Genomic DNA, 19468 nt, shown 5'->3' with positions numbered 1-19468 from the left:
GGCGACCCTTTGTGGTCGCCTTTTTGTTGCCCGGTGGCGCTAGCGCTTACCGGGCCTACGGTCCTGTAGGCCGGATAAGCGAAGTGTATGACCGGATACATAGGTGACAGATCAGACCGGGAACATAGGTAACACTTTTAGTCTATCCGGAGCACACTCTGGGTTTTTCGGTCGTAGTACGCAAGCGTTATCCCATTAAAGATGATGGCCTCAAGGCCATCATCTTGTTCTTCCAGCATGATGTACTCCCCAGTCAGTGCTTCACTCAGGAACACCGTACCCTTTTTTCCCATATAGAGGGTCCCCCTCGATTTCACCCTGTAGACTGTACCTCCTTCCGGATAAGCATATTCAGGAACACGGCCATCCCAGTGTCGGTTTGAGGGTTGCCATACCGTTCCGGGCGTTGCTCCCGCCAGTGCTTCATGCGGCCTTTCGTAGTTAAATTCTTTCCGGTAGTCACTGAACCACCGCTGTTGTTCTTCCATCGTCATGAAGGTGTTGCCCTGTTTCACCGCACTTTTCAGGGAGCGGTGCATTCGCTCATGGCGGCCATTTTCTTCCGGATGCCCCTTTCTGATACGCTCCGGCCTGATGCCCAGCTTGATTAGCCAGACGGCAAGACGACTTAATCCGGCTATTCCTGTTCCCGCGAAGGGCTGGCCGTTATCGGTTCTAAGCACTTCCGGCAGACCATATTCCAGGAACGCATCCGTCAGGCACTCTCTGACAAAGGGTTCACTCTCACGGTGTGTTCCCCGGCAGCTGAGCAGATACCGGCTGTGATTATCGGTCAGGGTGAAAGGATGGCAGTACTCTCTGCTGAGCAGCCTGAACTTGCCTTTAAAATCAGCGCTCCAGACCTGATTGTTCTCACTGATGATGGTCAGGGGCTGGCGATTGCCTGGTGTTCTGCGTTTTCGTTTTTTATCCGGAACCAGGCCTTCGCGCTTGAGGATATCGCCGATAGTGCTGGCGGCAGGTACGGTAAAATCGACGTGATGATTGAGCAACCACATCCGCAGTTTTTTTGGCCCCCAGTCAGGGTGTTTTTGACGCAGGGCAGTCAGGTGTCCGGCGATATCATCAGGAACCGTCCGGGAGTGGGAGCGTGGCGCACGCGACCGGTCCGAGAGAGATGACAGGTCAGAAGGGTCAAAACGCTGAAGCCATTTATAGCCGGTTTTACGGCTGATGCCAAAAAGACGGCAAAGCGCGGAGAAGGAGTCCGTACCTGCATGGCAGGCACGGATAAAATCAAGGCGTTGCATAGGTCGGGTCTCAGTCCAGGGCATAGCGAGTCTCCTCTTCTATGCCAGTTATAACTGTTACCCATGTATCCGGTCTAAAGTGTTACCCATGTTTCCGGTTCATACCGAAGCGCCATCCGGCAAGACCTTACAATTACTGCTGCTGCGAAGACTGGATCGCCGTCAGCGCGATGGTATAGACGATATCGTCAACCAGCGCACCACGGGACAGGTCGTTCACAGGTTTGCGCATACCCTGCAGCATTGGCCCGATGGAGATCAGGTCTGCTGAACGCTGTACCGCTTTATAGGTGGTGTTACCGGTGTTCAGATCCGGGAAGATGAACACGGTAGCGCGACCTGCAACCGGAGAGTTCGGCGCTTTGGATTTTGCCACGTCAGCCATCACGGCGGCGTCGTACTGCAGCGGGCCGTCGATCATCAGATCCGGACGTTTTTCCTGAGCAATACGGGTCGCTTCACGCACTTTCTCTACGTCGCTACCTGCACCAGAAGTACCGGTGGAGTAGGAGAGCATCGCAACGCGCGGCTCGATGCCGAAGGCAGTCGCGGAATCTGCGGACTGAATAGCGATCTCAGCCAGCTGCTCTGCGGTTGGATCCGGGTTGATCGCGCAGTCGCCGTAAACATAAACCTGTTCAGGCAGCAGCATGAAGAACACGGAGGAGACCAGAGAACTGCCCGGTGCGGTTTTGATCAGCTGCAGCGGTGGACGGATGGTGTTTGCGGTGGTGTGAACTGCACCGGAAACCAGACCGTCAACTTCGTCCTGCTCCAGCATCAGCGTACCCAGCACCACGTTGTCTTCCAGCTGCTCGCGCGCAACGGCTTCGGTCATGCCCTTGCTCTTACGCAGTTCAACCAGACGGGCAACGTAGCTTTCACGAACCACTTCAGGGTCAACGATTTCGATGCCCGCACCCAGCTCAACGCCCTGAGACGCCGCAACGCGGTTGATCTCATCCGGGTTACCCAGCAGCACACAGGTCGCGATGCCGCGCTCTGCACAGATAGCCGCCGCTTTAACGGTACGTGGCTCGTCACCTTCTGGCAGAACAACGCGTTTGCCCGCTTTACGCGCCAGCTCGGTCAGCTGGTAACGGAATGCAGGAGGAGACAGACGGCGGCTGCGCTCGGAGGTCGCGGTCAGGGATTCGATCCAGTCTGCGTTGATGTAACCTGCAACGTATTCCTGAACTTTCTCGATACGCTCGTGGTCATCAACCGGCACTTCCAGGTTGAAGCTCTGCAGGCTCAGGGAGGTCTGCCAGGTGTTGGTATTCACCATGAAGACTGGCAGGCCAGTGGCAAACGCGCGTTCGCACAGCTTGCTCACGCGTGGGTCCATCTCGTAAGCGCCGGTCAGCAGGATGGCACCGATCTCTACGCCGTTCATCGCCGCCAGACACGCTGCAACCAGCACGTCAGGACGATCGGCTGACGTTACCAGCAGGGAACCAGCGCGGAAGTGTTCCAGCATGTGCGGAATGCTACGCGCACAGAAGGTCACGGACTTCACGCGGCGGGTATTGATATCGCCTTCGTTAACGATGGTCGCGTTCAGGTGACGCGCCATATCGATTGCACGGGTGGCAATCAGATCGAAGCTCCAGGGTACCGCGCCGAGAACAGGCAGCGGGCTGGAATCCTGCAGTTTAGCCGGATCAACTTTGATGACCTTCGCTTTGGAAGAGTCGTCGAAGATCTCAGACAGGTCTGGGCGAGTACGGCCCTGATCGTCAACCGGGGCGTTCAGTTTGTTCACGATCACGCCGGTGATGTTGGTGTTTTTCGTGCCACCGAAGCTGCTGCGTGTCAGTTCGATACGCTCGTTCAGCTGTTCCGGGGTATCAGTGCCCTGGGACATGACGAAAACGATCTCTGCGTTCAGGGTTTTCGCGATTTCAAAGTTCAGAGACTGAGCAAACTGGTGTTTGCGCGTCGGGACCAGACCTTCAACCAGCACCACTTCTGCGTCCTGCGCATTTGCATGGTAGTTGGCGATGATCTCTTCCATCAGCACGTCTTTTTGGTTGCTGGAGAGCAGCGACTCAACGTGACTCATCTTCAGCGGTTCAGCCGCTGGCAGATTGGAGTTTTTGCGAACGATGGTGGTGGTCTGGTCAGGCGCATCGCCACCGGCACGAGGCTGGGCGATTGGCTTAAAGACGCTCAGACGAACGCCTTTGCGTTCCATAGCACGGATTACGCCAAGGCTGACGCTGGTCAGGCCGACGCTGGTTCCGGTAGGGATCAGCATAATAGTACGGGACACGGTTTATCCTCTTTCGTTACCGCCGACACGGGGCGGGTTACAAAACAGCACCGCCAGCATTGCTGGCGGTGTGGAATCAGGCAGTCAGGCGGTGTGCGTCTTGCGCGATGACCAGCTCTTCGTTAGTTGGGATAACTATAGCCGGACGGGTGCCTTCTTTGTTGATGAAGCCAGACTTGCCGAAACGCGCAGCCAGGTTACGCTCGTGATCAACGTCGAAGCCCAGAACGCCCAGTTTGCCCAGGGACAGTTCACGAACCATAGCCGCGTTCTCACCGATACCACCGGTGAAGATAACCGCGTCCAGACGACCGTCCATCAGCGCAGTGTAAGAACCGATGTATTTCGCCAGACGGTGGCAGTAAACGTCCATTGCACGTTTAGCGTCTGCTTTCTCTGCGTAGTTGTCTTCAACATAGCGGCAGTCGCTGGTGACTTCGGTCAGACCCAGCAGGCCAGACTCTTTAGTCAGCATTTTGTTGATGTCGTCAACGCTCATGCCCAGAGTGTCGTGCAGGTGGAAGATGATCGCCGGGTCGATGTCACCGGAACGGGTACCCATCACCAGACCTTCCAGCGGGGTCAGACCCATGGAGGTATCAACACATTTACCGTTGCGGATAGCAGAAACAGAACCACCGTTGCCCAGATGGCAGGTGATGATGTTCACTTCTTCAACAGGTTTGTTCAGGATTTTTGCGGCTTCCTGAGTCACAAAGAAGTGGCTGGTGCCGTGCGCGCCGTAACGACGTACGCCGTGCTCTTTGTACAGGCTGTATGGCAGGGCATAGAGGTAAGACTCTTCCGGCATGGTCTGATGGAACGCGGTGTCGAACACGGCCACGTTTTTGTCTTTCAGATTCGGGAAGGATTTCAGCGCTTCAGCGATACCGATCAGGTGCGCCGGGTTGTGCAGCGGAGCAAAAGAAGCAGAATCTTTGATGCCCTGGATAACAGATTCGTCGATCACGACGGAACTGGTGTATTTTTCGCCGCCGTGGACGATACGGTGACCAATCGCAGTCAGCTGAGCAGACAGTTCTGGTTTTTGTGCCAGAATAGTGTTAACGATAAAGTTCAGCGCTTCACTGTGAGCGGCGCCTGCACCTAAAGCCGCTTCTTGTTTGCTGCCGTCCATCTTCCACTTGATACGTGCTTCAGGCAGATGGAAACATTCGGCCAAACCAGAGAGGTACTCGTCACCGTTGAGCGCATCGATGATGGCGAATTTCAGTGAGGAGCTACCGCAGTTCAGAACCAGTACTAACTTACTCGACATGGAAGTACCTATTATTGATACGTGGCTAAAAAAACGTCAGTGAGTCTAACAGCGTAACGCATGATGACTCGGACATTTATGATTAACATCATGCCAAACGAACATTGTGGCATGATGGAAGAAATAACTATGATTTTATGCCATTTAGCACAATTTTCAGCCAATGGCATAATGTGCGATAATTTGACGAGTGAATGATTCTCGTCTATGGCCCAATCAGGCTGGCACAGGATACCCGATACGGGGTAGCGATGACAAAATATTTTGAACGTTGTCATAGCCTGTTGTGGTTTTGCACAAAAATTTTAATTTTTATACGTGAAGTTGAGGTACAGCCATGTCGACACCCGAAACCCCTACCGTGAATTTCTTCAGTCTGTTTCGTCGGGGACAGCATTACGCAAAGACGTGGCCGATGGAAAAGCGCCTTGCGCCAATGTTTATTGAGAATCGCACCATCCGCGCCACGCGCTACGCGATTCGCTTTATGCCCCCTGTCGCCATTTTTACCCTGTGCTGGCAAATAGCGTTAGGCGGACAGCTTGGCCCGGCCGTGGCGACAGCACTCTTTGCGTTAAGCCTGCCGATGCAGGGGCTGTGGTGGTTAGGAAAACGGTCCATCACGCCACTGCCACCTTCTATTTTACACTGGTTTTATGAAGTCCGTGGAAAACTGGAGGAGGCCGGGCAGGCGCTTGCTCCGGTTGAAGGCAAGCCGGATTACCAGGCGCTGGCGGACACGTTAAAGCGCGCTTTTAAGCAGTTGGATAAAACATTCCTCGATGACTTGTGATTGATCATCGAAACGACTAACAAAAAAAGGCACAGTAACAAACCGTTACCGTGTCTTTTTTTTACAGTGCAATGCGCTACAGGAGTCGAAAGATGGAAATGACCCATGCTCAACGTCTGATTTTGTCTAACCAGTACAAAATGATGACAATGCTTGATCCCGATAACGCTGCGCGCTACAGCCGCCTGCAGACTATCGTCGAACGGGGGTTTGGTTTGCAAATGCGCGAACTGGACCGCGAGTTTGGTGAGCTGAAAGAAGAAACCTGCCGCATCGTGATCGACATTATGGAGATGTACCACGCCCTGCATGTTTCCTGGACTAATCTCAAAGATCAGCAGTCCATTGACGAGCGCCGTGTCACCTTCTTAGGCTTTGATGCAGCGACGGAAGCGCGTTATCTGAGCTATGTCCGCTTTATGGTGAATACCGAAGGGCGTTATACCCACTTCGATGCGGGTACCCACGGCTTTAACGCGCAGACCCCAATGTGGGATAAATACCAGCGTATGCTGAGCGCGTGGCACGCCTGCCCGCGTCAGTACCATTTAAGCAGCAACGAAATTCAACAAATCATTAATGCCTGACGGAGGTGCGTGTGCAGTGTAGAGGTTTTCTGTTTGATCTGGACGGTACGCTGGTGGATTCGCTGCCGGTTGTGGAGCGTTCATGGTGCCATTGGGCTGACAGACAGGGTATCGACCATCAGGACGTACTGAATTTCATCCATGGCAAGCAGGCCATAACCTCATTGCGGCACTTCTTAGCGGGGCGTTCTGAGGAGGAGATTCAGGCGGAGTTCACATACCTGGAGCAGATTGAGGCCACCGATACGGAGGGTATCACTGCACTGCCTGGCGCACGCGAACTGCTTGAAAATCTTAACGAAGCGCAGATCCCGTGGGCTATCGTCACGTCCGGCTCTGTTCCGGTCGCGCATGCCCGTCACAAAGCGGCCGGTTTACCGAAGCCCGAGGTGTTCATTACCGCTGAACGCGTTAAACGCGGCAAGCCAGAGCCGGATGCGTTTCTGCTTGGCGCTGAACTGCTGGGCCTCGCTCCCGCTGAGTGCGTGGTCGTGGAAGACGCGGCGGCCGGCGTGCTGGCCGGGCTGAACGCCGGGAGTCACGTCATTGCCGTTAACGTTCCGGCGGGGTCTCCCCGGCTGAGTGAGGCGGACTTTGTGCTGGATTCCCTGACGGCACTGGCGGTGTCTAAGGCGCCCGATGGCGTTGTAACCGTCTCGCTAAAAATGTAATCCCATGATTTAGCCCCACGTTGCTGGGGCTTTTTTATGGCAAAATTCCTCATCTTCCACTGACAAGGATAGGTTGTGAACGGTGAACTGATTTGGGTCCTGAGCCTGCTTTTAATCGCCATTATTCTCTTCGCCACAGGCAAGGTGCGCATGGATGCCGTTGCCCTGTTTGTCATCGTCGCGTTTGTGCTAAGCGGCACGCTTACGCTACCGGAAGCTTTCTCCGGGTTCAGCGATCCTAACGTTATCCTGATTGCCGCCCTGTTTATTATTGGCGACGGCCTGGTGCGCACCGGTGTGGCGACCATCATGGGCGCGTGGCTGGTTAAAGTGGCCGGCAGCAGTGAAACCAAAATGCTGATCTATCTGATGCTGACGGTTGCCGGGCTGGGGGCGTTTATGAGCTCAACGGGCGTGGTCGCTATTTTTATCCCGGTGGTACTGAGCGTCTCCATGCGGATGCAAAGCTCGCCGTCGCGACTGATGATGCCTCTGAGTTTTGCCGGTTTGATAAGCGGTATGATGACGCTGGTGGCGACGCCGCCGAACCTGGTCGTCAACAGTGAGCTGCTCCGGGAAGGTTTTCAGGGCTTCAGCTTTTTCAGCGTCACCCCGTTGGGTCTGGTGATTCTGGCGATGGGCGTGGTCTATATGCTGCTGACCCGTTTTGCCCTGAAAGGCGAGAACCAGGACAAAAACAAAGACGGGTGGAAGCGGCGCACTTTCCGCGATCTCATCAAAGAGTACCGCCTCACCGGGCGGGCACGGCGTCTGGCCATTCGCCCCGGCTCGCCGATGGTCGGCCAGCGTCTTGACGACCTGAAACTGCGCGAGCGCTATGGGGCGAACGTGATCGGCGTGGAACGCTGGCGCCGTTTTCGCCGGGTGATCGTCAACGTCAATGGCGTATCGGAATTTCGGGCGCGTGACGTCCTGCTGATCGATATGTCCACTGCGGATGTGGATTTGCGCGAGTTCTGCAGCGAACAACTGCTGGAGCCAATGGTGCTGCGCGGGGAGTATTTCTCCGATCAGGCGCTGGATGTCGGTATGGCTGAAGTCTCGCTGATCCCCGAGTCCGAACTGTTGGGCAAAACCGTGCGCGAAATGGGGTTCCGCACCCGGTATGGCCTGAACGTCGTGGGGCTGAAGCGCGACGGCGTGGCGATGGAAGGGGCCGTCGTGGATGAACCGATCCTGCTGGGGGATATCTTCCTTGTGGTGGGAAACTGGAAGTTGATTAGCCAACTCGGGCAAAAAGGGCGTGATTTTGTGGTGCTCAACATGCCGGTTGAGGAGAGCGATGCGTCTCCGGCGCACAGCCAGGCGCCGCACGCGATTTTTTGTCTGGTGCTGATGGTCGCGCTGATGCTGACCGATGAAATTCCAAACCCCATAGCCGCCATCATTGCCTGTCTGCTGATGGGGAAATTCCGCTGTATCGACGCCGAGAGCGCTTATAAAGCCATTCACTGGCCGAGCATCATTCTTATCGTGGGGATGATGCCTTTTGCCCTCGCGCTGCAAAAAACCGGCGGGGTAGATTTAATCGTTAAAGGGCTCATGGACATGGGCGGCGGGTACGGACCGTATTTGATGATGGTGTGCCTGTTCATTATGTGCGCCACGATCGGGTTGTTTATCTCCAATACCGCCACGGCGGTGCTGATGGCGCCCATTGCGCTGGCGATGGCGAAATCCATGGGCGTGTCACCCTACCCGTTTGCGATGATGGTGGCGATGGCGGCTTCCGCGGCATTTATGACGCCGGTTTCATCCCCGGTCAATACGCTGGTGCTGGGGCCAGGAAATTATAAATTCAGCGATTTTGTGAAGATTGGCGTGCCATTCACCGTGCTGGTGATGGTGGTGTGCGTGGTGTTAATTCCGGTTTTATTCCCGTTTTAGCGTGAGCGCAGAAACGTAGGCCGGGTAAGGCGAAGCCGCCACCCGGCTAAAATTACAACGGTGAATCCTGGCTAATCTCATCCAGCGATAAATGGAAGCTCGGCACAAATACCTGCATAAAATAATCCATCTCGTCGCTGCGGCGGGATGCCAGGGTTTTTTCCAGACGCGTTTTCGCCAGTAAAAACTCGTTATTGCCCGCAGACAACTCTTCAAGACACTTCAGATAGGCGCACAGCGCGTCGGCCTGTTTGACCAGCGACTTTTCATCTTCCGTATACTGATGCTCGTCGATGAGCGGTTCAAAGATATCGCGCAGCTCCTCCGGCACCATGTCGATCAACTTCTGCTGGGCGATTTTCTCAATGGCCTTATATTCCTGCGCAATCTGTGAGTTGAAATATTTCACCGGCGTCGGCAGATCACCGGTTAACACTTCTGACGCGTCGTGGTACATCGCCAGCAATGCGATGCGCTCGGCATTCACCTGCCCGTTAAATTTGCGGTTTTTAATGGCGGCCAGCGCGTGCGCGACCATGGCAACCTGAAGACTGTGCTCTGATACGTTCTCTGTGCGCACGTTGCGCATCAGCGGCCAGCGGTTGATGAGTTTCAGGCGGGAGAGGTGGGCAAAGAAATGACTCTGACTCATAGGTTACCTTTTGTCTTCACTGCGACAGGACTTCATTGTGCGGGGAGGGGAGGCAAGATGCAAATTTGCGGATTTTGTAGGCCGGGTAAGCGCAGGGTATGAACCGGAAACATGGGTAACACTTTAGACCGGATACATGGGTAACAGTTATAACTGGCATAGAAGAGGAGACTCGCTATGCCCTGGACTGAGACCCGACCTATGCAACGCCTTGATTTTATCCGTGCCTGCCATGCAGGTACGGACTCCTTCTCCGCGCTTTGCCGTCTTTTTGGCATCAGCCGTAAAACCGGCTATAAATGGCTTCAGCGTTTTGACCCTTCTGACCTGTCATCTCTCTCGGACCGGTCGCGTGCGCCACGCTCCCACTCCCGGACGGTTCCTGATGATATCGCCGGACACCTGACTGCCCTGCGTCAAAAACACCCTGACTGGGGGCCAAAAAAACTGCGGATGTGGTTGCTCAATCATCACGTCGATTTTACCGTACCTGCCGCCAGCACTATCGGCGATATCCTCAAGCGCGAAGGCCTGGTTCCGGATAAAAAACGAAAACGCAGAACACCAGGCAATCGCCAGCCCCTGACCATCATCAGTGAGAACAATCAGGTCTGGAGCGCTGATTTTAAAGGCAAGTTCAGGCTGCTCAGCAGAGAGTACTGCCATCCTTTCACCCTGACCGATAATCACAGCCGGTATCTGCTCAGCTGCCGGGGAACACACCGTGAGAGTGAACCCTTTGTCAGAGAGTGCCTGACGGATGCGTTCCTGGAATATGGTCTGCCGGAAGTGCTTAGAACCGATAACGGCCAGCCCTTCGCGGGAACAGGAATAGCCGGATTAAGTCGTCTTGCCGTCTGGCTAATCAAGCTGGGCATCAGGCCGGAGCGTATCAGAAAGGGGCATCCGGAAGAAAATGGCCGCCATGAGCGAATGCACCGCTCCCTGAAAAGTGCGGTGAAACAGGGCAACACCTTCATGACGATGGAAGAACAACAGCGGTGGTTCAGTGACTACCGGAAAGAATTTAACTACGAAAGGCCGCATGAAGCACTGGCGGGAGCAACGCCCGGAACGGTATGGCAACCCTCAAACCGACACTGGGATGGCCGTGTTCCTGAATATGCTTATCCGGAAGGAGGTACAGTCTACAGGGTGAAATCGAGGGGGACCCTCTATATGGAAAAAAAGGTACGGTGTTCCTGAGTGAAGCACTGACTGGGGAGTACATCATGCTGGAAGAACAAGATGATGGCCTTGAGGCCATCATCTTTAATGGGATAACGCTTGCGTACTACGACCGAAAAACCCAGAGTGTGCTCCGGATAGACTAAAAGTGTTACCTATGTTCCCGGTCTGATCTGTCACCTATGTATCCGGTCATACAGCAGCGCTACCCGGCAGAATGGCTACGTTACTGATGATAACCTGAGAGGAATCGCCCGAAGCGGCTGATAGCCATTTCGAGATCGTCCTCGCGCGGCAGCGTCACGATACGCACATGGTCCGGCCACGGCCAGTTAAATGCCGTCCCCTGAACCAGCAGCACTTTTTCCTGCAACAGGAAATCGAGCACCATCTTCTGATCGTCGTGAATATTGAAGCGCTTCGCGTCGATTTTCGGGAACATATAGAGAGCCCCATTTGGCTTCACGCAGGAGACGCCCGGGATATCGTTGATCAGCTCCCACGCGCGGTTACGCTGTTCGTACAGGCGGCCTCCAGGGACGATAAACTCGCTGATGCTCTGATAGCCACCGAGCGCGGTCTGGATTGCATGTTGTGCCGGCACGTTGGCGCAAAGACGCATAGACGCCAGCATTTCCAGCCCTTCAATATAGCCTTTGGCGTGCTTTTTCGGGCCGTTGAGTACCATCCAGCCCTGGCGGAAACCGGCCACACGGTAGGTTTTAGACAGGCCGTTAAAGGTAACGGTCAACAGGTCCGGGGCCAGCGCGGCAATGGAGTGGTGTTGCGCCGCGTCATAGAGGATCTTGTCGTAAATTTCGTCGGCAAAAATGATCAGGTTGTGCTGGCGGGCGATCTCAACGATCTCCATCAACAGCTCTTTTGAGTAGACCGCGCCCGTCGGGTTGTTCGGGTTGATAATTACGATGCCGCGCGTGCGAGGGGTAATCTTCGCGCGAATATCATCCAGATCCGGGAACCAGTCAGAGGATTCGTCGCAAAGATAATGGACAGCTTTACCGCTGGACAGTGATACGGCAGCCGTCCACAGCGGATAGTCTGGCGCGGGAACCAGCATTTCGTCACCGCTGTTCAGCAGCGCCTGCATGGCCTGGACGATCAGTTCAGAGACACCGTTGCCAATGTAGATATCTTCTACGGTAACGTCACGCATGCCGCGAGCCTGGTAGTGCTGCATAATGGCTTTACGTGCGGAATAAAGTCCTTTTGAGTCGCAATAGCCTTGCGCTGTGGGCAGGTTGCGGATCACATCAACCAGAATCTCATCCGGCGCTTCAAAACCAAATGGCGCAGGGTTACCAATGTTGAGCTTCAGAACCTTATTGCCTTCTTCCTCAAGGCGTTTTGCCTCTTTCAGAACCGGGCCACGGATGTCATAACAGACGTTATCTAGCTTGCTGGATTTTTCGATAGGGGACATGAACCTTTAACCTTTTCGCTATTATTGCCACTCCCTGCCGTGGAAGTCAGCACGGAATAATGTACTCCCCCCACGCTTCGTTTTGAAGGGTGTGCAGTAGAAGATTTTGTGCATGTTGTGAAATTCTGGTGAATCTTTTTTGCTGTTTGTTGACGCTTTTACTGTCGTAACGTAAGGTCAAATGCGTTTGTTAAGGGTGATTGTGCTGAAAATCATTGTAAAAAATGGATATTATCCCGGTGTAAAATAAATGACCCGTAGAGGAGAGACGGAAGTCACGCTGCGTGACTTTTCGTAAAACCTGAGTGTTGAAAAAATCTTGCAGTAATACCCTGCAGCGGCTAAAAGTTACTCATGTGAAAATAATGTTAAGTGTTATTAATGAATGACCTTAATCGAAATTAAAATTTATTTATTATTAACCAACAAAATGCAACTTTAGTTAATTTTAATAAAATTAGTTGAGAAGCTTAACAAAGCGCTTTACTCCTTAATATTGCAATAAGACTTATAAATAAAGTGGATTTGGGTTAAGATGTCTTTAGGTAAAGCAGATGAAAGATACCCAAATGTTGTATATCTGAAACTGGTTTTCCGATTTAATTGATTGTTATTGTTAGAGTTATCTCTGGCTGGAATGTGTAAAACATCTCCTGCTACGTTGACAGCGCTGCGATAAAGATGGCAGAAAAGGTGTCACGCCTTTAATGTAATTTACATAAACCTGCGAACATCTAAATATCCTGAACGTTTAAGAGAATAAAAATATCGTCATGAAACGTGCTTTCTGACTGTTGATATAAAGCAGCACAATAACTATCTGTCAGGCAGTCTGCCGGGCCGGGATGCGAGGGAAAATCTTCAGAGGGAATTGCTTAACTGTTACACACACAGCTTCAACCCGGGCAGCTCCGCACGAGCAACCTGAAAGTGAATAGATATGATAAATGCAAATCGTCCGATAATGAATCTCGACCTCGATCTGCTGAGAACGTTTGTTGCGGTCGCCGATCTCAACACTTTTGCAGCAGCTGCTGCCGCCGTCTGCCGAACTCAGTCCGCCGTTAGCCAGCAAATGCAGCGGCTGGAGCAACTGGTCGGTAAAGAGCTTTTTGCCCGTCACGGACGCAATAAGCTCTTAACGGAACACGGTATTCAGCTACTGGGTTATGCCAGGAAAATTCTTCGCTTTAATGATGAAGCATGTATGTCACTTATGTTTAGCAACCTTCAGGGGGTGTTAACCTTAGGGGCATCTGATGAGTCAGCGGATACGATATTACCGTTTCTTCTCAACCGAATTAGTTCGGTTTATCCGAAACTTGCGCTGGATGTGAGCGTCAAGCGCAATGCTTTTATGGTTGAGATGTTAAATGAGAATAAGGTCGATCTGGTGGTCACCACGCATCGTCCCGGGCAGTTTGATTGCCTGACGTTGCGCAGATCGCCAACGCACTGGTATTGCGCGGCTGAATATGTGTTGCAAAAAGGGGAGCCCGTTCCACTGGTTTTACTGGACGATCCGAGCCCTTTCCGCGATATGGTGCTGACGGCATTAAATGAAGCCAATATTCCATGGCGTCTGGCGTATGTAGCGTCCACGCTGCCTGCGGTGCGTGCCGCCGTCAAAGCAGGACTTGGCGTAACGGCCCGTCCGGTGGAGATGATGAGCCCTGACCTGCGCGTTCTCGGTAAATCTGATGGTCTTCCTGCGCTGCCAGATACTGAGTATCTGCTTTGCCATAATGCGTCCAGTCATAACGAGCTGGCGAAAGTGGTGTTCGAGGCGATGGAAAACTACCATAACCCGTGGCAGTACGAGCATGTTACCTCCGAAGGAGGGGATGATTCCCTGATCGTTGAAGGTGACTTTGAGTGATCAAACGCTCAAAATTCTGGTAACAAAATGTAAGTGTAAAAAAAAGCCACTCGTGTCGTTTTCGCACGCAGTGGCTTTTTTTTGTCAAAATTATCCCTGTTTGACGAAGGGGCTTCATAAATAGGCTCTATTTATCAATGCCATAAATGCTTTTGCTTAAATTCTGTTCGTTTTAAGTTCTAACTTCATCCATAACCTAACGATGTTAAAAAAACAGCAAATATGTTGCTGGTTTTTTGGTTGAATTAACAAAAGCGTGTCTCAGATCAAGAAAATACTCCTATTTGGGGGGAGGAATCGTTGGCAAATCCTGTCAAAATAGGAGGGTTATTTTTTTTACTTCCAAAACGGACACGATTCAACAACCTGCATTTGACGGAAAGTCATGTACCCACCAGGGTTAAAGGGCACCAAATGTTAATGAGAATCGCTCGATGTAATTTAATGTGAAGAAACCTTTGTTAAAGTTGACAAAAGGTTATAGAAAGGAGTAAAAAACCCCATCATTTTGCTGTCTACGTCTCATTTCAGACAGTTAGTGTAAGGTTATTTGTTCCTCCCCATGAATCGATGTGATGCCTATCTGCCAGCAAGAGCAGTGTCGGCGGTATCACTTTTGATGAGTAAGCAATGAGTATGTCAACATCCACAGAAGTCATCGCTCATCACTGGGCATTCGCAATCTTTCTTATTGTAGCCATTGGCCTGTGCTGCCTGATGTTAGTCGGCGGCTGGTTCCTGGGCGGTCGCGCCCGTGCAAGGCACAAAAACACACCTTTCGAATCAGGTATTGATTCAGTAGGTTCCGCTCGCTTACGCCTGTCTGCCAAGTTCTATCTGGTAGCGATGTTCTTCGTCATCTTCGACGTGGAAGCGCTCTACCTGTTCGCATGGTCGACCTCCATCCGCGAAAGTGGTTGGGTGGGCTTTGTCGAGGCCGCAATTTTCATTTTAGTGTTACTGGCCGGTCTGGTTTATCTGGTGCGTATTGGCGCGCTTGAATGGACGCCTGCGCGTTCACGTCGTGAACACATCAACCCGGAAAACAGTATCTCTAATCGTCAGCAGTAACAGCGAGGCAATAAGATGGATTATACGCTCACCCGCATAGATCCTAACGGTGAGAATGACCGTTACCCCCTGCAAAAACAGGAGATCGTAACCGACCCCCTGGAGCAAGAAGTCAACAAAAGCGTGTACATGGGCAAACTCGAACATGCCATGCACGATATGGTCAACTGGGGTCGTAAGAACTCTATCTGGCCCTACAACTTTGGCCTTTCTTGCTGCTACGTTGAAATGGTGACGTCATTCACTGCGGTGCATGACGTTGCGCGTTTTGGCGCCGAGGTACTGCGTGCATCCCCGCGTCAGGCTGACCTGATGGTGGTAGCCGGTACCTGCTTTACCAAGATGGCACCTGTTATTCAGCGTCTTTATGACCAGATGCTGGAGCCAAAATGGGTTATTTCCATGGGCGCATGTGCAAACTCTGGCGGCATGTACGACATTTATTCCGTTGTGCAGGGCGTTGATAAGTTCATTCCGGTGGATGTTTACATCCCGGGCTGCCCGCCGCGTCCAGAAGCCTATATGCAGGCGCTGATGCTGCTGCAGGAGTCTATCGGTAAAGAGCGTCGTCCGCTTTCATGGGTTGTTGGCGATCAGGGTGTCTACCGCGCGAACATGCAATCTGAGCGCGAGCGTAAACGTGGTGAACGTATTGCCGTCACCAACCTGCGTACGCCTGACGAAATTTAATTTGCGCCTGTGGGCCTGGAGAACACCTTCGCATATCACTACTCAAATAGCGCGAAGCCAGGCTTAACAGTCACCACGGACCATTTGCAATGGTGAACAATATGACCGACTTAACCGCGCAAGAAGCCGCATGGCAGACACGGGATCATCTGGATGACCCCGTCATTGGCGAACTGCGCAACCGTTTTGGGCCGGATGCCTTTACCGTTCAGGCGACCCGCACCGGGGTACCCGTTGTTTGGGTGAAGCGTGAACAATTACTGGAAGTGGTCGATTTCCTCAAGAAATTGCCAAAACCTTACGTCATGCTGTTTGACTTACACGGCATGGATGAGCGTCTGCGTACTCACCGCCAGGGTCTCCCTGCTGCGGATTTTTCCGTTTTCTACCACCTGATCTCAATAGACCGCAACACGGATATCATGCTCAAGGTGGCATTGTCTGAAAACGACATGCATCTGCCGACGATCACCAAACTTTTCCCGAACGCGAACTGGTATGAGCGTGAAACCTGGGAAATGTTCGGCATGACCTTCGACGGCCACCCACATCTGACGCGCATCATGATGCCGCAGACCTGGACCGGCCACCCGCTGCGTAAAGACTACCCGGCACGTGCAACCGAATTCGACCCGTTTGAGCTGACCAAAGCCAAGCAGGATCTGGAGATGGAAGCACTGACCTTCAAGCCGGAAGACTGGGGCATGAAGCGCGGTACCGAAAACGAGGACTTCATGTTCCTCAACCTCGGTCCGAACCACCCGTCTGCGCACGGTGCATTCCGTATTATTCTTCAGCTTGATGGCGAAGAGATTGTCGACTGCGTTCCTGACATCGGTTACCACCACCGTGGTGCTGAGAAGATGGGCGAGCGTCAGTCCTGGCACAGCTACATTCCGTATACCGACCGTATCGAGTACCTCGGCGGTTGCGTCAACGAAATGCCTTACGTGCTGGCCGTTGAGAAACTGGCGGGTATCGTTACGCCGGATCGCGTTAACGTGATTCGCGTAATGCTGTCAGAACTGTTCCGTATTAACAGCCACCTGCTGTACATCTCCACGTTCATTCAGGACGTCGGCGCGATGACCCCGGTCTTCTTCGCCTTTACCGATCGTCAGAAAATCTACGATCTGGTGGAAGCGATTACCGGTTTCCGTATGCACCCGGCCTGGTTCCGTATCGGCGGTGTGGCACACGATCTGCCGCGCGGCTGGGATCGTCTGCTGCGTGAATTCCTCGACTGGATGCCGAAACGTCTGGCCTCTTACGAGAAAGCCGCACTGCGCAACACCATCCTGAAAGGCCGTTCCCAGGGCGTTGCTGCCTACGGCGCAAAAGAAGCGCTGGAGTGGGGGACGACAGGTGCAAGTCTGCGTGCGACCGGTATTGATTTCGACGTGCGTAAAGCCCGTCCTTACTCTGGCTATGAGAACTTCGACTTTGAAGTCCCGGTGGGCGGCGGTGTTTCCGACTGCTACACCCGCGTGATGCTGAAAGTGGAAGAACTGCGCCAGAGTCTGCGCATCCTTGAGCAGTGCCTCAACAATATGCCGGAAGGCCCGTTCAAAGCGGATCACCCGCTGACCACGCCGCCACCGAAAGAGCGCACGCTGCAACATATCGAAACCCTGATCACTCACTTCCTGCAGGTTTCCTGGGGCCCGGTCATGCCGGCGCAAGAATCCTTCCAGATGATTGAAGCGACCAAGGGTATTAACAGTTACTACCTGACCAGTGACGGCAGCACCATGAGCTACCGTACCCGCGTGCGTACGCCGAGCTTTGCGCACCTGCAGCAGATCCCGTCCGCCATTCGCGGCAGTCTGGTCTCCGACCTGATTGTGTATCTGGGTAGTATCGATTTTGTTATGTCAGATGTGGACCGCTAATTATGCACGAGAATCAACAACCACAAACCGAGGCTTTTGAGCTGAGTGACGCAGAGCGTGCCGCCATTGAGCACGAGATGCACCACTACGAAGACCCGCGTGCGGCGTCCATTGAAGCGCTGAAAATCGTACAGAAACAGCGTGGTTGGGTGCCGGATGGGGCGATCTACGCGATCGCAAAAGTGCTGGGTATTCCGGCCAGTGACGTAGAAGGCGTAGCCACGTTCTACAGCCAGATCTTCCGTCAGCCGGTGGGCCGCCATGTGATCCGCTACTGTGACAGCGTGGTCTGCCACATTACCGGTTATCAGGGCATTCAGGCTGCCATTGAGAAGAAACTCAATATCAAGCCGGGCCAGACCACGTTCGATGGTCGCTTTACTCTGCTGCCAACCTGCTGCCTGGGTAACTGCGACAAGGGGCCGACCATGATGATTGATGAGGATACTCACAGCCATCTGACGCCGGAAGCGATTCCTGACCTGCTGGAGCAGTACAAATGAAAACTGTAATTCGTACTGCTGAGACGCATCCGCTGACCTGGCGTCTGCGTGATGACAAACAGCCGGTATGGCTTGACGAATACCAGAGCAAAAACGGCTATGCCGGTGCGCGTAAAGCCCTTGGCGGCATGGCGCCGGACGACATCGTTAACGCGGTGAAAGACTCTGGCCTGAAAGGTCGCGGCGGTGCGGGCTTCTCCACCGGTCTGAAGTGGAGCCTGATGCCGAAAGACGAATCCATGAACATCCGTTACCTGCTGTGTAACGCTGATGAAATGGAGCCGGGCACCTATAAAGACCGCCTGCTGATGGAACAGCTGCCGCACCTGCTGGTGGAAGGCATGCTGATCTCCGCGTTTGCGCTGAAAGCCTACCGTGGCTACATCTTCCTGCGCGGTGAGTACATCGAAGCGGCGGAAAACCTGCGTCGTGCGATTGCCGAAGCCACCGAAGCCGGTCTGCTGGGTAAAAACATCCTGGGCACGGGTTTTGACTTCGAACTGTTTGTGCACACCGGTGCAGGGCGTTATATCTGCGGTGAAGAGACCGCGCTGATTAACTCCCTGGAAGGCCGCCGCGCGAACCCGCGTTCCAAGCCACCGTTCCCGGCAAGCTCCGGCGTATGGGGTAAACCGACCTGCGTCAATAACGTTGAAACCCTGTGTAACGTTCCGGCTATCCTCGCCAACGGCGTGGAGTGGTATCAGGGCATCTCTTCAAGTAAGGATGCCGGTACCAAGCTGATGGGCTTCTCCGGTCGCGTGAAAAACCCGGGTGTCTGGGAACTGCCGTTCGGTACCACCGCACGCGAAATTCTTGAAGACTACGCGGGCGGCATGCGTGATGGCCTGAAATTCAAAGCCTGGCAGCCAGGTGGTGCAGGGACAGACTTCCTGACCGAAGCCCATCTTGACCTGCCAATGGAATTCGAAAGCATTGGTAAAGCAGGCAGCCGTCTGGGTACGGCGCTGGCGATGGCCGTCGACCACGAGATCGGCATGGTTTCGCTGGTGCGTAACCTGGAAGAGTTCTTTGCCCGCGAGTCCTGCGGCTGGTGTACACCTTGCCGTGACGGACTGCCGTGGAGCGTGAAGATCCTGCGTGCTATCGAACGCGGCGAAGGTCAGCCGGGCGATATCGAGACACTTGAGCAACTGTGTCGATTCCTTGGCCCGGGTAAAACCTTCTGTGCCCACGCACCGGGTGCCGTCGAGCCGCTGCAGAGCGCGATTAAATATTTCCGCGACGAATTCGAAGCAGGCATCAAGCAGCCGTTCAGCAATACCCATTCTATCAATGGGATTCAGCCGAACCTGCTGAAAGCACGCTGGTAAAGACAGAATTTTGATTAACGCTCGGTTACGACCG

General features: G+C 53.5%; 16 protein-coding genes. 11 read left to right on the top strand and 5 right to left on the bottom strand.

Translation table 11 applies throughout. The annotated features are described in order from the left end of the window. Positions 1–137 precede the first annotated feature (137 nt). The 3 genes from BFV64_RS15745 to ackA form a co-directional block, all read right to left on the bottom strand. Positions 138–1295: a DDE-type integrase/transposase/recombinase gene (locus BFV64_RS15745; protein WP_045282386.1), complete on the bottom strand. Its 1158-nt coding sequence runs from the start codon at positions 1293–1295 to the stop codon at positions 138–140. Between the two features lie 109 nt (positions 1296–1404). Further along, a complete protein-coding gene (pta, locus tag BFV64_RS15740; RefSeq protein ID WP_014884644.1) occupies positions 1405–3546 on the bottom strand; it encodes a phosphate acetyltransferase in 2142 nt (713 codons plus the stop codon). 76 nt (positions 3547–3622) lie between these two features. After that, a complete protein-coding gene (gene ackA, locus BFV64_RS15735; RefSeq protein WP_014884643.1) occupies positions 3623–4825 on the bottom strand; it encodes an acetate kinase in 1203 nt (400 codons plus the stop codon). Between the two features lie 337 nt (positions 4826–5162). On the opposite strand from ackA, the gene yfbV reads away from it, so the two are divergent. From yfbV to BFV64_RS15715, 4 genes are all read left to right on the top strand, one after another. Next, the gene (gene yfbV, locus BFV64_RS15730) at positions 5163–5618 is read left to right on the top strand and encodes a terminus macrodomain insulation protein YfbV (RefSeq protein ID WP_014884642.1); all 456 of its coding nucleotides are present in this window, start codon (positions 5163–5165) and stop codon (positions 5616–5618) included. A 92-nt stretch (positions 5619–5710) separates the two neighbouring features. Beyond that, positions 5711–6205: a YfbU family protein gene (locus tag BFV64_RS15725; RefSeq protein ID WP_008502874.1), complete on the top strand. Its 495-nt coding sequence runs from the start codon at positions 5711–5713 to the stop codon at positions 6203–6205. Between the two features lie 11 nt (positions 6206–6216). Then, positions 6217–6876 carry a sugar phosphatase gene (locus tag BFV64_RS15720; protein ID WP_069602270.1) on the top strand — a complete coding sequence of 220 codons (660 nt, stop codon included), beginning with the start codon at positions 6217–6219 and terminating at the stop codon, positions 6874–6876. A gap of 75 nt (positions 6877–6951) precedes the next feature. Continuing rightward, positions 6952–8784: an SLC13 family permease gene (locus tag BFV64_RS15715; protein ID WP_023338572.1), complete on the top strand. Its 1833-nt coding sequence runs from the start codon at positions 6952–6954 to the stop codon at positions 8782–8784. Positions 8785–8836: 52 nt separating this feature from the next. Here BFV64_RS15715 and yfbR read toward each other — a convergent pair whose 3' ends face one another. Further along, positions 8837–9436 carry a 5'-deoxynucleotidase gene (gene yfbR, locus BFV64_RS15710; RefSeq protein WP_014884639.1) on the bottom strand — a complete coding sequence of 200 codons (600 nt, stop codon included), beginning with the start codon at positions 9434–9436 and terminating at the stop codon, positions 8837–8839. Positions 9437–9613: 177 nt separating this feature from the next. On the opposite strand from yfbR, the gene BFV64_RS15705 reads away from it, so the two are divergent. Continuing rightward, positions 9614–10642, top strand: coding sequence for a DDE-type integrase/transposase/recombinase (locus BFV64_RS15705; RefSeq protein WP_081330968.1), 1029 nt, complete (start codon positions 9614–9616; stop codon positions 10640–10642). Between the two features lie 208 nt (positions 10643–10850). Here the strand turns inward: BFV64_RS15705 and alaA are convergent, their stop codons facing one another. Further along, complete coding sequence (alaA, locus tag BFV64_RS15700; RefSeq protein WP_003861471.1) at positions 10851–12065, bottom strand: alanine transaminase AlaA; 1215 nt, start codon at positions 12063–12065, stop codon at positions 10851–10853. 940 nt (positions 12066–13005) lie between these two features. On the opposite strand from alaA, the gene lrhA reads away from it, so the two are divergent. From lrhA to nuoF, 6 genes are all read left to right on the top strand, one after another. Next, on the top strand, positions 13006–13944 hold the full coding sequence (gene lrhA, locus BFV64_RS15695; protein ID WP_014884638.1) for a transcriptional regulator LrhA: 939 nt from the start codon (positions 13006–13008) through the stop codon (positions 13942–13944). Between the two features lie 630 nt (positions 13945–14574). Continuing rightward, entirely contained in the window at positions 14575–15015 is a 441-nt protein-coding gene (nuoA, locus tag BFV64_RS15690) for an NADH-quinone oxidoreductase subunit NuoA (protein WP_069602269.1), read from the top strand. 15 nt (positions 15016–15030) lie between these two features. Beyond that, entirely contained in the window at positions 15031–15705 is a 675-nt protein-coding gene (gene nuoB, locus BFV64_RS15685) for an NADH-quinone oxidoreductase subunit NuoB (RefSeq protein ID WP_003861482.1), read from the top strand. Positions 15706–15794: 89 nt separating this feature from the next. Next, positions 15795–17597, top strand: coding sequence for an NADH-quinone oxidoreductase subunit C/D (gene nuoC / locus BFV64_RS15680; protein ID WP_137984545.1), 1803 nt, complete (start codon positions 15795–15797; stop codon positions 17595–17597). A 2-nt stretch (positions 17598–17599) separates the two neighbouring features. After that, the gene (gene nuoE, locus BFV64_RS15675) at positions 17600–18100 is read left to right on the top strand and encodes an NADH-quinone oxidoreductase subunit NuoE (protein ID WP_014884636.1); all 501 of its coding nucleotides are present in this window, start codon (positions 17600–17602) and stop codon (positions 18098–18100) included. Next, positions 18097–19434, top strand: coding sequence for an NADH-quinone oxidoreductase subunit NuoF (nuoF, locus tag BFV64_RS15670; RefSeq protein ID WP_006811381.1), 1338 nt, complete (start codon positions 18097–18099; stop codon positions 19432–19434). The genes nuoE and nuoF overlap by 4 nt, the downstream gene beginning before the upstream one ends. Positions 19435–19468: the final 34 nt, after the last annotated feature.

Source organism: Enterobacter kobei (assembly GCF_001729765.1).
Lineage (GTDB): Bacteria > Pseudomonadota > Gammaproteobacteria > Enterobacterales > Enterobacteriaceae > Enterobacter > Enterobacter kobei.
The sequence above is the reverse complement of the archived record's forward strand: the minus strand, read 5'-3'. Positions and strand labels throughout refer to the sequence as shown.

Excerpts from the sequence above, each read along its gene's own strand:
- BFV64_RS15745 (WP_045282386.1), bottom strand. The coding sequence starts at position 1,295 with ATGCCCTGGACTGAGACCCGACCTATGCAACGCCTTGATTTTATCCGT.
- ackA (WP_014884643.1), bottom strand. The coding sequence starts at position 4,825 with ATGTCGAGTAAGTTAGTACTGGTTCTGAACTGCGGTAGCTCCTCACTG.
- yfbV (WP_014884642.1), top strand. The coding sequence starts at position 5,163 with ATGTCGACACCCGAAACCCCTACCGTGAATTTCTTCAGTCTGTTTCGT.
- BFV64_RS15725 (WP_008502874.1), top strand. The coding sequence starts at position 5,711 with ATGGAAATGACCCATGCTCAACGTCTGATTTTGTCTAACCAGTACAAA.
- yfbR (WP_014884639.1), bottom strand. The coding sequence starts at position 9,436 with ATGAGTCAGAGTCATTTCTTTGCCCACCTCTCCCGCCTGAAACTCATC.
- BFV64_RS15705 (WP_081330968.1), top strand. The coding sequence starts at position 9,614 with ATGCCCTGGACTGAGACCCGACCTATGCAACGCCTTGATTTTATCCGT.
- alaA (WP_003861471.1), bottom strand. The coding sequence starts at position 12,065 with ATGTCCCCTATCGAAAAATCCAGCAAGCTAGATAACGTCTGTTATGAC.
- lrhA (WP_014884638.1), top strand. The coding sequence starts at position 13,006 with ATGATAAATGCAAATCGTCCGATAATGAATCTCGACCTCGATCTGCTG.
- nuoA (WP_069602269.1), top strand. The coding sequence starts at position 14,575 with ATGAGTATGTCAACATCCACAGAAGTCATCGCTCATCACTGGGCATTC.
- nuoB (WP_003861482.1), top strand. The coding sequence starts at position 15,031 with ATGGATTATACGCTCACCCGCATAGATCCTAACGGTGAGAATGACCGT.
- nuoC (WP_137984545.1), top strand. The coding sequence starts at position 15,795 with ATGGTGAACAATATGACCGACTTAACCGCGCAAGAAGCCGCATGGCAG.
- nuoE (WP_014884636.1), top strand. The coding sequence starts at position 17,600 with ATGCACGAGAATCAACAACCACAAACCGAGGCTTTTGAGCTGAGTGAC.
- nuoF (WP_006811381.1), top strand. The coding sequence starts at position 18,097 with ATGAAAACTGTAATTCGTACTGCTGAGACGCATCCGCTGACCTGGCGT.